The organism is Geotalea sp. SG265 (genome assembly GCF_022808985.1).
GTDB lineage: Bacteria > Desulfobacterota > Desulfuromonadia > Geobacterales > Geobacteraceae > Geotalea.
Window position 1 is genome coordinate 1 of record NZ_JAKZFT010000008.1, and the last position, 14437, is coordinate 14437.

General features: G+C 49.5%; 14 protein-coding genes and 1 tRNA gene. 1 reads left to right on the top strand and 14 read right to left on the bottom strand.

Translation table 11 applies throughout. The features are described 5' to 3' along the window. Positions 1 to 455: 455 nt before the first annotated feature. From ML541_RS10955 to ML541_RS10975, 5 genes are all read right to left on the bottom strand, one after another. Positions 456 to 1055, bottom strand: coding sequence for a hypothetical protein (locus ML541_RS10955; RefSeq protein ID WP_243372910.1), 600 nt, complete (start codon positions 1053 to 1055; stop codon positions 456 to 458). A 356-nt stretch (positions 1056 to 1411) separates the two neighbouring features. Beyond that, positions 1412 to 2947 (bottom strand): hypothetical protein, encoded by a 1536-nt coding sequence (locus tag ML541_RS10960; protein ID WP_243372911.1) that lies wholly within the window; start codon positions 2945 to 2947, stop codon positions 1412 to 1414. Between the two features lie 52 nt (positions 2948 to 2999). Beyond that, the gene (locus tag ML541_RS10965) at positions 3000 to 3206 is read right to left on the bottom strand and encodes a hypothetical protein (RefSeq protein ID WP_243372912.1); all 207 of its coding nucleotides are present in this window, start codon (positions 3204 to 3206) and stop codon (positions 3000 to 3002) included. Positions 3207 to 3293: 87 nt separating this feature from the next. Beyond that, entirely contained in the window at positions 3294 to 3938 is a 645-nt protein-coding gene (locus tag ML541_RS10970; RefSeq protein WP_243372913.1) for a hypothetical protein, read from the bottom strand. A 128-nt stretch (positions 3939 to 4066) separates the two neighbouring features. Beyond that, positions 4067 to 5230: a hypothetical protein gene (locus tag ML541_RS10975; protein ID WP_243372914.1), complete on the bottom strand. Its 1164-nt coding sequence runs from the start codon at positions 5228 to 5230 to the stop codon at positions 4067 to 4069. Positions 5231 to 5767: 537 nt separating this feature from the next. On the opposite strand from ML541_RS10975, the gene ML541_RS10980 reads away from it, so the two are divergent. Beyond that, a complete protein-coding gene (locus tag ML541_RS10980) occupies positions 5768 to 5983 on the top strand; it encodes an AlpA family phage regulatory protein (RefSeq protein ID WP_243372915.1) in 216 nt (71 codons plus the stop codon). Between the two features lie 379 nt (positions 5984 to 6362). Here the strand turns inward: ML541_RS10980 and ML541_RS10985 are convergent. The 9 genes from ML541_RS10985 to ML541_RS11025 form a co-directional block, all read right to left on the bottom strand. Beyond that, a tRNA-Leu gene (locus tag ML541_RS10985) sits at positions 6363 to 6449 on the bottom strand. A gap of 19 nt (positions 6450 to 6468) precedes the next feature. After that, positions 6469 to 6750: an integration host factor subunit beta gene (locus tag ML541_RS10990; protein ID WP_243372916.1), complete on the bottom strand. Its 282-nt coding sequence runs from the start codon at positions 6748 to 6750 to the stop codon at positions 6469 to 6471. Between the two features lie 49 nt (positions 6751 to 6799). Continuing rightward, positions 6800 to 8560, bottom strand: coding sequence for a 30S ribosomal protein S1 (locus ML541_RS10995; protein WP_243372918.1), 1761 nt, complete (start codon positions 8558 to 8560; stop codon positions 6800 to 6802). A gap of 70 nt (positions 8561 to 8630) precedes the next feature. Continuing rightward, complete coding sequence (locus tag ML541_RS11000; RefSeq protein ID WP_243372919.1) at positions 8631 to 9479, bottom strand: 4-hydroxy-3-methylbut-2-enyl diphosphate reductase; 849 nt, start codon at positions 9477 to 9479, stop codon at positions 8631 to 8633. Positions 9480 to 9503: 24 nt separating this feature from the next. Beyond that, positions 9504 to 10217 (bottom strand): (d)CMP kinase, encoded by a 714-nt coding sequence (gene cmk, locus ML541_RS11005; RefSeq protein ID WP_243372921.1) that lies wholly within the window; start codon positions 10215 to 10217, stop codon positions 9504 to 9506. Continuing rightward, positions 10214 to 11503, bottom strand: a complete 1290-nt coding sequence (gene aroA, locus ML541_RS11010) for a 3-phosphoshikimate 1-carboxyvinyltransferase (RefSeq protein WP_243372923.1) — start codon at positions 11501 to 11503, stop codon at positions 10214 to 10216. Before aroA ends, cmk begins: the two co-directional genes overlap by 4 nt. A gap of 108 nt (positions 11504 to 11611) precedes the next feature. Next, on the bottom strand, positions 11612 to 12472 hold the full coding sequence (locus ML541_RS11015) for a prephenate dehydrogenase/arogenate dehydrogenase family protein (protein WP_243372925.1): 861 nt from the start codon (positions 12470 to 12472) through the stop codon (positions 11612 to 11614). A 35-nt stretch (positions 12473 to 12507) separates the two neighbouring features. Then, the gene (gene pheA / locus ML541_RS11020; protein WP_243372927.1) at positions 12508 to 13581 is read right to left on the bottom strand and encodes a prephenate dehydratase; all 1074 of its coding nucleotides are present in this window, start codon (positions 13579 to 13581) and stop codon (positions 12508 to 12510) included. Between the two features lie 108 nt (positions 13582 to 13689). Continuing rightward, positions 13690 to 14433 carry a hypothetical protein gene (locus tag ML541_RS11025; protein WP_243372929.1) on the bottom strand — a complete coding sequence of 248 codons (744 nt, stop codon included), beginning with the start codon at positions 14431 to 14433 and terminating at the stop codon, positions 13690 to 13692. Positions 14434 to 14437: the final 4 nt, after the last annotated feature.

The following is a 14437-nucleotide window of genomic DNA, read 5'->3' on the forward strand; positions in this document are numbered from 1 at the left end:
AGTAAAATGGCTGTAGGACATGGTGGGTTCCTTTCCGTAGTGAGTGTTGGTCGCGCTTCACACACTACCAGAAAACCATCATGTCCTGCTTTTTTATCACGTGGTGCACTTACGAATAGAATCTACCTAGTACCGCAAAAAACAACCCAAAAATGAAATTATTGGTCTATGATCAGAAATGATTTTGACATCAACAATAGCACATCCTGGCGAACTTACTTTTATCAATCTAGAATTCCACATACCCCATATGGCTGGTACCATAAATGTGTGTAAATTCCGTAAGAAGTAGCCAAAGAATCCTGCGTCCGAAGTAAACGTATGCCCTAAAACCTTCGTCAAAGTTGTAAGCAAGAACAGTTCGAATAATACAACGATGCTGAGGATTAAGGAGCCATCTAATATAAATGCAGCAGAACGCCTAAGTACCAGTTGTAGCTTTTCTACAAACATATCTATCTTTGTCTTTCATAACTGTATACTATTAATATTAACAACAAAGAGAATACTACCAATAACTCTTTCCATGTTGTTGCAACAAACTTTTCAGTGCCAATAACGTATTGTGCTTCTTCTATTGTTGTTGTACCAGATCTTGATATTATCTTTGCAGCTAAGTTTGAATAAAAATTTCCATTCAGAATAATTTTTAAATAGCTATTTTGTTTTAACACAGGCAATTCATCTATTGTCAATATATCGTTATTGATCGCATATTTGAGGTTTGGTATCTTATAGACAGTATCCGTATCTTTTTCTAAATATCTAGCAAAGATTTTGCTATTTTTATCAACCCCGTTTATAACAATCCTTTCTGGTCTGATATTGTTATTTGAAGTGTTTTCTATTTTTAATTTTATGATAGCCGGAGTCCACATATCATCTGAAAACTTTGACTCTTCAGCATATGGTTTAAGCATTATATAATAAGAGGTGAATTCGCTAGTGAAATATCTGTTATAGAAATATGAGCATAAAATCAGGACCAACGAAGCAATAATGCTCAGTATCACAGCTTTAGTATCTAAATATTTACTCATCGCAGTTCCTTCCACAAAATTACCAACTTGTTCTCTTCTGAAATGGCTTCAAAGGCGTTAACCCTTTAGTGGTTAATTTTGTCTGTAATATCATTAGGTATTTAGCAATTCGAGTTGAGGTTGTCAATTTCTAAATCTCTTTAACTTTACTGCAATATTACATAAAACAGCCTCTTGTTCTGGAAAACAGGTCATTGCAAAAAATAAAAAAATTCATACGTATATCAATAATTTCGCATTCTTACCCTCAAAATCCCGTACGTATTGTAACAAGGAAATATAGGATCTGTAGAACATGCTGTGGGTGTATCATCTACAAGGGAAAAATATAGGCCGGTTGTATCGTAGGAGTTGCCGGCCTGTGTTTTTTTTTACGTGTTAGTTACCCGTGCTAAAGTTGTAGGATCACCGGTCCTCCTGTACTTGAGGTACCGTCGGCCCTGTTTATACATGTGGTATGGTATATTATTGATGATGTTGTATTGATAAGCACCGATACCCTTCTTATCAATCGGAATTACAATATCACCTGTATCGTTATTGTTAACGTCACATCCGGTGTAAAGGAACTCTGGTACTTCTGAAACATACTTTAGTTCAACATAATGCTTGATTACTCTGGTAAACGCCTTCTTCATAATATCTAGTAGCGGAGCATGGTCTATGTACGAGCAAATAAAGCTGTCGTGAACAGTTAATATCGGGATATTGCGCTGGGTGAAATAATCAACCACCTGCTCTGCGATCTGGGAGTCAATGTATTGAAGATTAACACCGTAACCTGACGCAATTCGATCCGCTATTAAGGGATGTTTAGCCTTTAAGGCTTCAAGGATTTCATATAAAGGCTCATGACTTCTCAAACCATATGTACGTAGTAGACGTTTACGCCGTAACTGCTGCCAAGTACCCTTAACGGCATCTAAAGCACCTTCCGCATTGATTGCAGTAAGCAACACTAGCTTGTTTAGCTTCCGATGTGGAAAACCCTCAAGCGTGTATGCGTCTTCACCGGTTTCAGCATAATTGATACCTATGAGTGCATACAAAAGCTGAATGTGGATACCAGAATAGTCCAACTCGGCTGTGGGGTCACCATTGATAACGATATATTTACGAAGCCTCTTTGGACACTCCATCCACCATGCCCGATAAAACCTTCCACCCTCAGTCCACTTGTTATTATTAAAGATCCGGTAAACTCTTTTCCTGGTTAGGTCAAGATCATAAGGCCGTATGTTCCGTCTTTCAATGGGTAATAGGTGCTCATTATCCACATCAATGTAGGTGCGACCTAAAAGATCGTTGTATTCTTCAAGTCTTTTTCGTGACGTCACGATGCGTTGTGGCTCTTTTTTAGGCTTTGGTGGGTGCCTTATTTTTATAGTTTTCTTACCTACTTTTACTTTTTCAACTTCGCCTCTCATGACAATTACATCATCGACTACGGATCTGCCAAACATGCTTGTCTTCACACGGTTTCTAACCAGTACCTTTAGTAATCGCTTAGTTAGCCTTATTCGTGACCTGTAGCCATAGACTTCATCTGTTTCCGTATCAATAGCGATGGCACTGCCGATAACATTTTCGATGTAGTCACGCTGCCATAACGCATCAACCGTGTTTATCATCACATCATAGCTAAATTTGTTGATATGGAACCGCCCAGCCTTTCCATACTCCTCCTCATCCCGCGAGTAGGAAACATATCTTGCAGGATCAGTTCTCCAGGCAAGGTAAAGTTCAGCAAGTAAAACCATAATACAGGCTTTGTATCTTTTATTTTTGAGGCCCAACTCCTTCTGTAAATCAGTAACTGCCCGTTCGCCGTTTTGGTTGTCACTCCACCGATGAACATCGAGGAGTCTTGAATTCATCAGTTCTCTTCTGGAAGGTCGTCTCGTCATATGCTGCTCCAATGAAAAAGAGGAGGATCGCTCCTCCCCCTTTGTCCTTAAACTAATTTTTACTACTAATGGCGTTTTGAATCGCTCCTACCCAATTAGTCGCCGCCTTAAGATTGTGTAGTAGTATGGGACTCTGCCCAATAAGGGTTATGGAATTACCATTCCGTTCAACTATTTTGACGGAATCCGCAACGATAGTATTGAAACCTGTTTTATCTTCAACCCCGGTGATAATTGCAAATGGACCTTTTATCTCCATTTTCAGACTCCTTTTTTCATGTAATGTAAATTTTGAGGGAAAGCATGCTAAGAAGCTTGTTTTAAGCCACTACCCACTCCAAAGCGGTTAGCAGCCTTCAGCTTTTCGTAATGCCGCCACTATTTCATCAACACGTTGGTTAATCTCTTCTTCTGTAACAGCTACAGGGTCAGTGCCGGTCTTAGCAGCTTCGGTATTACGTTGAGTGACCAACGCCTTCTTGACCTCCGCCACTTTCTTATTGGTATATCGCCTCCATACCTCGTCTTTAATCTGATCTTCAGTTGGCATAACCACCGGTTGATTTGTCCTCTGCGATTCTTTAGCAGCATCATTTACAAGATAATCATATGCATGGTCGTAAAACTTCTGTAACGACCTGTCGTCGAAAACAGGTATTGAGCAGCCACCAAGAAAATCATCAGGCCTCATCGGTTTAGCCCAAAACCGTGGGTTGAGGAGCATTGCACTTACCGTCTCAGTGATCTTTTGGGCTTTGGCCGGATCGTAATTAGCAGGTAGGTGTATTTCTGCAATGGGTTGTTCAGGGGTTTGCACTTCTGCTGTACTGCCAGATGAAATAAGCTCTCCATCATCCAGTGTGGCGATATCTGGTAATGGTGATGCTGTTAGTTGGGAGTTCTCCAACTCTGCAAGCTGCTGCCTAAGGTGGGTAATCTGGTCGGCGTGGGATTGGATGGATTGTGTTTCTACAGCGTGTAAATCTTTCATCTCAGTCTCCTTAATTTAAGTAGGTGGCTACGCATCGACAGCTGCCTAGGATGCTGTCTTTTGTTTCGCTCTGCCTCTACTAAATTAAGGCTACTTTTTTATGCTACCAAGAACTGTAGCAATTGAACTCAAAATTTCCAATCTGGCGAATTTTCTTTAGGTACGGTGTATGAGCAGGATACACCAGTTCTTAGGAAACGCCTAAGGTGAGATGATATCGGATGGTCATTATAATTATAGATGCCCTCCAACTCCTGGATTCTGGCAATAGTACGTTTTACCGCATTTAGGACCCTTTTTCTGTTTTTTTCAGTTTCGGGGTCTTTGGGTCCGTAGTTACTGCTTTGTAGCTCCTTGCTGATACAGGTGGCTTCGTACATCAAGGCGTCTATAGTCTGTTGATCCCCTCTTCTACGAGCCTCCTTTATTTCAGATTCAATCCTCTTCAGACGGTTCAGATATTGTCTTCGGGCCTCTGGGTCTAATAATTCCCATGCATTTCCACCTTCCCCATGTTTTATATCCTCATTATCTTCAAAAGGCTCATCATAAGGCTCTGCTTCTTGGTTGGTCTCATCGCCAGCTACAGCTCCTGCCTTCTCCAAATCTATCACGCTTATCAGCGTTTCAGGATTCTGAAGCAGCATCTTTATGTATGTCATCCCTACCGAGTGCTTAACTCCTGGTATGGCAGCATTTTCAAACTGGACATACCAGCCTTTGCCTTGCTTTTGGAAATAATAGTCTTGGGAATAAGTCTTGCCGTTTAAGCTAGTTGTACATGATTCACCTGTAGCTCCGATGTCAGTTCCCGGTTTCTTTAAACATCCTTCTTCACTTGGAGCATGTTTTTCTCCAGGTATCGTTTTAGAAAAAGTATCAGGCTTTTCTTCTCCAGATAACAATCGTTCTAATCGTTCAACATCTACTTTCGAACGTAAATCTTGTCTAAGGTGGCTAAAAAAATCATCTTTTTTGAACTTAGCCCTTTCCCAATTTATTGATCCATCAGGAACATTGTCGTCTGGCAATAGGCCCGGTGTGTACGTGATCTTACCTTTGAACAAGGCATTACGGAGAATAACCTCAAATTTCGAATATATAAAATCATAGGCTTTTTCTGCATCTTCCCGACTGAAATAGCCGCTCTTTTCCATTTCAAAGCTGGTTAGCAACAGTACAGCATTACGAGGTGACCAGAATTCCTCCCATCCCATCTTTTGGTAATCAAATTCGTCAAAGCGTGTCCCATAACTTATACTACTCAGACCTATTAAACGTTTCAGATCCATACCCCACCTATTATTGATGTAATAAGTTTTACCCCAACCCGGCAGCTAAACCGGGCGCACCATTAATATACCAGGCACGCTACATGACACTAATCACATACTCAACATACTGATATTCTGCGGTTTCAATGTCATTTGCACTAGGCAAGGGATTAGGCATCCCTTTTACTATGTTGTGTAATCAACAACTTATACCACGTTGACGGGAATATAAACGGGAAACAGCCTCAAGATTGGCTACTTTACTTCCGGTTTAAGGGTCTAATTGACCCGGACTTTGAATGATCATTTTAGGCTTCTTCAAAATGATCATGAGAAGCCGGACAAGGCGAAGCCTTGAGGAACAACTAACTCTGTTGAAGACAAAGACCATCATGCACATCAACAGCTTTTGCGATGCCGGACCTAAAGACAATCTGAACAATACAACGACAGGAAAGTGAAATCAAGGGCAGCGGGGTATTGAAAGCAGGCCCTCGAACCATTATAGTTGCGCCACGAATAGCCTTTGTACTTTGAACTGAGAGAGGAGATTACATGGCAAACATCCCAGAGACAGGATTTATGCGTTTATCAACAATTCTGGAGATCATTCCAGTATCAAAATCAACATGGTGGACCGGTGTAAAAACTGGACAGTTCCCAAAGGCCTATAAGCTAAGTGAGCGCATTACGGTATGGCATGCGGAAGATATAAGGGCATTGATTGAAAACGTGACGGAGGTTGAGAATAATGAGATGGGAAAGGGGTAGTAAATAGTTGTGATATCAACAGTACTGGCTCTGGTCGGTATGTCTGAACATCAAAGATAGCGAGTTGCATTTCTGTGCAGGTAAACCATCATACGATGAAATGATGCTGACCAGTGGTATATAAGAAAGGAGAAGAATACTTCCTTATTTTATGGACAGAAGCTGTGCCGTATATGCCCACATTTCATTAATGGCGGAATTGGGTAACGTAACCTTCAGGTTAGGTTGCGAGGCCTTTAGGTCTTGCTAGAACAAGGGACGTATGCCTAACCTTCCCGTCATATTCACGTTGTCCCGTCAATTTTCACGTTTACTATAGAAAGAGGAGCTACATCATTTGACATAGCTCCTCAATTCTATAACAGTTTCAACTAGTTAGTGGTGCCCGGAGCCGGAATCGAACCGGCACGGCCTTGCGACCGAGGGATTTTAAGTCCCTTGCGTCTACCAATTCCGCCATCCGGGCAGGCTGTGCCGGCAGAAGGTCAGGCGCAGTTTACCCTTTCCCGCAGCTCCTTACCGGTTTTGAAGAAGGGGGTTTTCTTGGAAGGGATCTTGACCAGTTCGCCGCTTTTCGGATTCCGTGCTTCACGGGCGTCGCGGGCCCGGATGGTGAAGCTGCCGAACCCTCTGATTTCGACCTTTTCACCGCTTTTCAGGGCGTCACTCATGGAATCGAAGACGATCGAGATGATTGCCTCCGACTCCTTGCGCGACAGTAATCCGTTTGCTTCTACCAGCTTATCGATCAATTCACTCTTTGTCATCTATACACCTCTTGCAGCAATTAAATTAACCATTGAATGTAAAGCCGGTTTATTCATCACCGTTTTTCTTCAGTCCTTCCTTGAGCAATTCGCCCAGATTGGAAGTAGCCTCACCCTGTGAGCCCATGTAGGAAGCCATTTCGTCCTTGTCGATTGCAGACTGCAGTGCCTTGATGGAAAGGGCGATTTTCTTTTCCACTTCATCGACACCAAGTACGACCGCTTCCAGCTCATCCCCCACCGAGGCAAAGTCTTTGGTGGAGGCGAGTTTTTCCTGGGAAAGCTCGGAGATGTGAACAAGGCCTTCGATCCCTTCCTCAATCTCCAGGAATATGCCGAAATCGGTGATGGAGGTCACTTTGCCTTTGATGCGGGTGCCGGCCTTATATTTGCTGGGTATCTCGCTCCAGGGATCAGGGGTCAGCTGCTTGATGCCCAGGGAAAGCCTTTCATTTTCGGCATCGATGTTGAGCACGACAGCCTGAACCGTCTGTCCCTTGCTGAAGATTTCACCGGGGTGCTTGACCCGTTTCGTCCAGGAAATGTCGGAAACATGGACGAGGCCATCGATACCATCTTCGATGCCGATGAAGACGCCAAAGTCGGTGATGTTCTTGATCTGCCCTTCGATCTTGGTCCCGACCGGGTAGCGGTCGCCGATTACGGTCCAGGGATTGACCTCGGTCTGCTTCAGGCCGAGGGAAATACGGCGGCTGGTCACGTCCACGCCGAGAACGACTGCCTCCACGTCCTGGCCTACGGTCAGAATTTCGGAAGGATGACGGACCCTTTTAGTCCAGGACATCTCGGAGATGTGGACCAGCCCTTCCACCCCTTCACCCAATGCAATGAAGGCACCGTATTCGGTGAGGCTGACAACCTTGCCTTGCACCCGGTCCCCCACGTTGAATTTGGATTCCACGTTGAGCCACGGATCGGGCATGGTCTGTTTAAGTCCCAGGGATATTTTGCCCTTTTCCCTGTCGTATTTAAGGACCTTCACCTTGACGGTATCGCCGACCTTTACCGCTTCGGAAGGATGGTTCAGCCTTCCCCAGGACATGTCGGTCACGTGCAGCAGCCCGTCAACGCCTCCCAGGTCCACGAATGCACCGTAATCAGCCAGATTCTTGACGACTCCTTCCAGCACATCCCCTTCGGCCAGGGTAGCCAGGGTGGTTGCCCGGGCCTTTTCCCGCTCCTCTTCCAGGAGCGCCCTGCGGGAAAGAACGATGTTGCCCCGTTTGCGGTTCATCTTCAGAATCCTGAACTTGCTGGTCTCGCCGATAAACCGGTCAAGGTTGCCACCCGGTCTGATATCCACTTGGGAAGCGGGCAGAAATGCCTCGACACCAACGTCGACGATCAGCCCCCCCTTGACCTTGCCCGTTATCTTTCCTTCGATGATGCCACCTTCTCCGCCAGCGGCGGCGATGGCTTCCCAGGCAACCTGGGAATCGGCTTTCTTCTTGGAAAGAACCATATGTCCGCGGATGTTTTCGCCCCGCTCGAAGAAGACATTTACCTCATCACCGATTTTAACGGTCAGCTCGCCGTTTTCATCGATGAACTCGTTGATGCGGATGCACCCTTCAGACTTGTAGCCCACATCCACCAGAACGCAGTCTGCCTCGATGCGGACCACTACGCCTTTGACGATCTCGCCGGCCTGTGGCTGGCGGAGGCTGTCCTGGTAAAGTTCGGCAAATTCGTCAAGTCCCTCGTGTCCCTGCTCCACATCCTCATCCGTATCATGCAACCGCCTGATCGGCATGTCTTTTTTCTTGAATGTTTTCTTTTCGTCTCCCATGTAAGAACTACCCCCTGAAATGATCTTCCTTTGTCAAAATCATGCTAACTTATCACATCCGCTACAAAATTCAATGGTTTTTATCCCTGGCGATGGTCTCAATCTGCTCTAGCACCTCGTCGATAATCCACTTGGGTGTGGAAGCCCCGGCGGTGATACCGACGCTGTCAACCCCCTGAAACCAAGCGGGATCCAGCTGTTGGGCCATCTCGATATGATAGGTCCGCGGCTGGATTTCGGCGCTCACCTCGGCGAGGCGCTTGGTATTGGCGCTGTTGTAGCCGCCGATGACCACCATGCAATCCACCTGGCTGGCCAGCTTCTTCGCTTCCTCCTGCCTGACGGCGGTAGCGTCGCAGATGGTGTGAAAGACCCGGATCTCCCCCCCCTTGACCAGGCAGGCATCCACCACGTGCCGCAGGTTCTCGAAGGATTGGGTCGTCTGGGCAACGACACCGATCTTGCCCATCTTCGGCAGCCTCATGGCCTCCTCGCCGGAGGCGACCACATAGACTTTGCCTGATGCATAGGAAACGATTCCCTGCACCTCCGGATGATCCGCATCCCCCACCACAACCACGTCATAACCCGAGTTGGAAAGATTCTTCACGTGCTCCTGGGCCTTTTTCACGAACGGGCAGGTTGCATCCAGAATATCCAGCTCCTTGCGGACCGCTTCTTCCAGTTCGTCGGAGGCGGCACCATGGGAGCGGATGATGATGGTCCCTCCATCGATTCCCGCCAGGTTCTCCAGCGCCTTTACCCCCATCTCTTCCAATTTCTGGACTACCTGGGGAGAGTGGATGATTGGCCCCAGGGTAAAGGTTTTTCCCGCCTTGCCGGCTGCTTCAAACGCTATCTGTGTCGCCCTTTTTACGCCGAAGCAGAACCCTGCCTGCTTCGCCAGAATGATCCTCATCTGCTGCGTATCTCCTTCCATGGGTCAGGCGGTCTTCCGCTCCAAAACCCGTTCCCGTACTACTTTTTCCATGGTTTCAAGCACTTCTTCGATGCTGAGCCTGGTGGAGTCGATGACGATGGCATCGTCGGCACAGCGTAGCGGTGCATGCTCCCGCTTTTCGTCATTTTCGTCCCGGGCGACCACTGCAGCAATGGTTTCCTCAAGGGTAATCGACTCCCCTTTTGCCGCCAGCTCCAGGTACCGGCGCCGTCCCCGCTCCTCGGCGGAAGCGGAGAGGAAAAACTTGACCTCGGCATCGGGAAAGACCACCGTCCCGATATCGCGCCCTTCCAGGATCACCCCTCCACTGGCACCCATGCGTCGCTGGAGTATGAGCAGGTTCTCGCGCACCGGCTTTCGAGCCGATATTTTCGAGGTCAGGGCACTGATTTCCGGCGTGCGAATCGCCTGGGAGACGTCTTCACCATTGAGCAGTACCGTGCAACAGCAATTACTTCGCTGCAGCACCACGTCCGTACGACTGCAAAGCTCGGTCAGCGCCGCATCATCATCGGGCCGGACTCCCGAACGGCTGGCACTCAGGGCGATGGCGCGAAACATGGCACCGGTATCGATATGAATATAGCCTAGCCGCTCGGCCAGAAGCTTGGTAATAGTGCTCTTGCCGGCACCTGACGGACCGTCTATGGCAATGACCAGACCGTTTTCACGGTTACCGGGACTGCTGCTGTTCATTGGACCGCCACCTCGTGCAGAAGAGTGGTGAAGTTGGGAAAGGAGGTGGCGATGCATTCGGTGTCATTGACGGAGATCTCTCCAGTGGCGGCCAGTCCGGCAATGAGCATGGACATGGCTATGCGGTGATCGCCGAAGCTGTCAATCGTACAGCCCTGCAGCTTTTCAGTGCCGGTAACCTCCATGCCGTTCTCTGTCTCCACCACATTGACTCCGGCCTTCTGCAGGCTGACCGCCATGGCCTTGATCCGGTCCGTCTCTTTTACCCGCAGTTCCTTCGCATCGCGGACCACTGTCTTCCCTTCGGCGACGGCAGCGGCAACACAGATGACCGGAAACTCATCGATGGCCCTCGGCACCAGGTCCCCACCGATTTCTATCCCTTTCAGCCGTGAAGATCTGACCAGGATGTCGGCCACCGGCTCGCCGGAATTTTCACGGCAGTTCTGCAGGGTGATGTCCCCCCCCATGGCCTTGAGGATATCGATGATGCCGGTTCTGGTGGGGTTCACCCCCACACCCCTGATAAGCAGTTCGGAACCGGGGACGATCAGGGCGGCAACCATGAAAAATGCAGCGGAAGAAATATCGCCGGGAACGATGATCTCCCGGCCATCCAATTCCCGCCCGCCGCGAATCTTCGTGCCGCCGGAAAAGGTTTCGATGTCGGCGCCGAAGTAGCGAAGAATCCGTTCCGAATGGTCCCTGGAAAGATGGGGCTCCGTCACTACCGTTTCGCCGTTTGCATAGAGGCCGGCCAGCAGTATGGCCGACTTCACTTGTGCGCTGGAAACGGGGGATTGGTAGGCAATGCCCGTGAGACCTGTCCCGACAATGGCCAGGGGAGCCTTATCGCCGCCGGCACGGCCGTAGATGGCCGCCCCCATCCGGCTGAGTGGCTCCAGAACGCGCTTCATGGGCCGCTTGCGCAGGTACTGGTCCCCGGTCAAGACGGAAAAAAACTGCTGGCCCGCAAGGAGACCGGTCATGAGGCGCATGGAGGTCCCAGAATTGCCGCAATCGATGACGTCGGAAGGCTCCGTGAGGCCACGGAGGCCTTTACCCTGAATTTTCAGGATTTCGCCGTCATCCTCAACGACGATGCCCATTGAACGGAAAGCGTTGAGGGTCGCCAGATTGTCTTCTCCCCGCAGAAAGCCCTTTACTGTGGTAACACCCCGGGCGATGGAGCCGAACATGATGGAGCGGTGGGAAATGGACTTGTCGCCGGGGACGACAATTTCGCCCCTGACCGCCTTTGCCGGTTTGCTGATGTGGGTTTGCAAGCTGCACTCCTGTCAATAATCACGGTTGCATGATCGACATGAAATTGAAAAGTGAAGGGAATCGCCGACAGCACCCCTTCACTCCATGAAATTCTACCATTTTTACCGCTAAAGGATAGCGTCCCGGTTCTGTTTGGAATTGTAAAAAAAATCATGGAGCCGCTCTCCATCACCGGCCTCCACCAATGCGCGAAGCCTGCCGAAGTATTCCTGGAAGATATCCATCATCTCCAGAACGGCTCCCCTATTCATCAAGGCTATATCGCGCCACATAGCGGGATCGGAGGAAGCAATGCGGGTGAAGTCCCTGAATCCTCCCGCCGAATATTTGAGAATACTCTCCGAAAAGCGGTCGTAGCTGCTCACGGCATTGACCAGGGAATAGGCCACCATATGGGGCAGATGGGAAATGGCGGCAACCACGTGGTCGTGTTTCTCCACATCCATTTCCACCACTTCGCTGCCGGCGATTTCCCACATGCGTGCCACCTTGGCCAGGGCCTCACTGTCGGTCCGGGATGTAGGGGTAAGAATGCAGCGCTTGCCCTGGTACAGGGTGGAGAAGGATGCCTCGACACCTGAATTTTCCGTGCCGGCAATGGGATGACCACCGACGAAATGGGTTCCGACAGGCATGATCCCCTCGCAGGAAGCGACGATCTCCCCTTTGACGCTGCCGCCATCGGTAACGATGGCACCGGGGGCAAGAGCAGGTGCGATCAGGGCCGCTATCCGGGCGATGGAGCAGACCGGTGTGGCGAGAAAGACCATATCCGCGCCGGCAACGCCGGCAAGGGGATCGAGGGAATAGGAATCCAGGACTCCCAGTTCCACCCCTTTGCGGAGATTGGCCTCTCCCCGACCGATGCCTATCACCTCTCCCACCTCCCCCTTTTCACGAAGGACGCGGGCCAGGGATCCGCCGATCAGACCGACACCGATTATGGCTAACCGCTGAATGAGCGGCATGGATGCTCCTGTTGCAGAGGGTATTGGTAACGCCGTTACTTTGCTTTTGGATATGAACCGAGGACTTTTACGAACTGGCAGCAGCCTTTGAGCTCCTGTACCGCATCGGCAATGTCCGGATCGGAAATGTGCCCCATGAGATCAAGGAAGAAGATGTATTCCCAGGCCTTCTTTTTCAGCGGACGGGATTCGATCTTGGAAAGGTTGATCCCCCGTTTGGCGAAGGGCTCCAGCATGTGATAAAGGATGCCCACCTCGTCCTTGACGGAAAACATAAGGGAGGTCTTGTCGTCGCCGCTTTTTTCGGCCATTTTTTTGCCGATGACGAGAAAGCGGGTGTAGTTGTTGACCTGGTCCTCGATCCGTTCCCGGACGATCTTCAGATCGTACATAGAGGCGGCAAGTTCGCTGGCGATGGCCGCGGCCGTATAATCCTCGCTGACGATCTGGGCGGCGACGGCCGTAGATGCCACGTCCACCACCGGCACGTTGGGCAGGTTTTCCGCCAGCCAGTTCCGGCACTGGGCAATTGGCTGCTGGTGGGAGCAGACCTTCTTGATGTCCTCAATGCGGCCGGTGCGGGACAGCAGGTAATGGTTTATTTCCAGCATGATCTCGGCATTTATTTTGAGATCACTGTCCATGAACATGTCCAGGGTGTGGGAAACCATCCCCTCGGTGGAATTCTCCACGGGTACCACACCGTACAGTGCCCTTCCCTTTTCCACTTCCTCGAAGACAGCAGGTATGGATTTCTGGGGCACAAGCTGCGCCGAAAGACCAAAATGCTGCATAGTGGCCATGTGGGTAAAGGTGGCCTTGGGGCCGAAAAACGCCACCTTCATGGGGGCTTCCAGGGCAAGGGATGCGGAGATTATCTCCCGGAAAACGCTTTTTATCGCTTCGTTGGGGAAGGGTCCACTGTTTTGGGCCTGAAGACGCTCGTAAATTTCCCGCTCGCGGCTCGGCACGTGAAAATCGCTCTTGGTGCCGGCCTTGAGTCGGCCCACTTCGATGACACGGGAAGCGCGCTCGTTGAGGAGTTCAAGCAGCCGGTCGTCAAAGGCATCGATTTCTTTTCTCAGTTCTGCCAGCGTTTTTTTCTTCAAGGCGAGTCACCCGGGGGAGGGAATAAAGGCGTTTTGGAGGGGCCAATGTATAGTAAAGCCTCTAAAAATGCAAATGATTTCTGGTCTAAGGAGGGGAATAAACAGCTGTTACAATATTTCCACCCGTGCCTCCGGGTCCAGGGGATTGGTCCTGACGGCAAGGGAAAACAGGTAAGGATAGTCCCGCTGCAGATGCTCCATATAGACCACCCACTCCCTGAGGAGGTGGTTGTAGGCCCGCTTGATATCGCCGGAGAGGTGCTCCAAATCGGTCTTGGGGAGACCGGTCAGTGAGCTGCGTGCCTCCAGCTCCTCAATGAGGTGAAAGACGGCCCAGAGCAGATCGGTGAACTCGTCGTGCTCCAGCAGGTTGGGATTCTCCAGGAGTCCGAGCATGAAGCCCTTTTTCTCCAGGAGAAACGACTTTAGGGAGATGAGATCGCCTTTGAAGCTATCCAGCTGGATTTCATGGCGAAGTAGAAAATCCCGCACCTGGGCAAAGTCCTTCCTGGTCCACTTGGTGGTAAAACGCACTCTCCGGGAGAGTTCATCCGGTTCCCTGATAAACGAAAAACAGTCGCTGATAAGTGCGGTGCCCACCTCGCTGAAAAAGACGCCGATGACCATATTCAGCTTCTGCCTGAGCGCTTCCCGTTCCCGCTCCCGGAGAACCCGTTCGATCATCAGAGTGACGAACAGCACGTAAATGGGCAGAAAGGCGAAGTTGCCAAGAAAGCCGAGATAGACATCCCGGAGATTGCCGGCAATGAAATAGTCGGCCCCATAGATGACTATGGATGCCGTCAGCATGAAAAGGGCAATGGTGCGGGAACGGATCTGGGACAGTTTCATGATC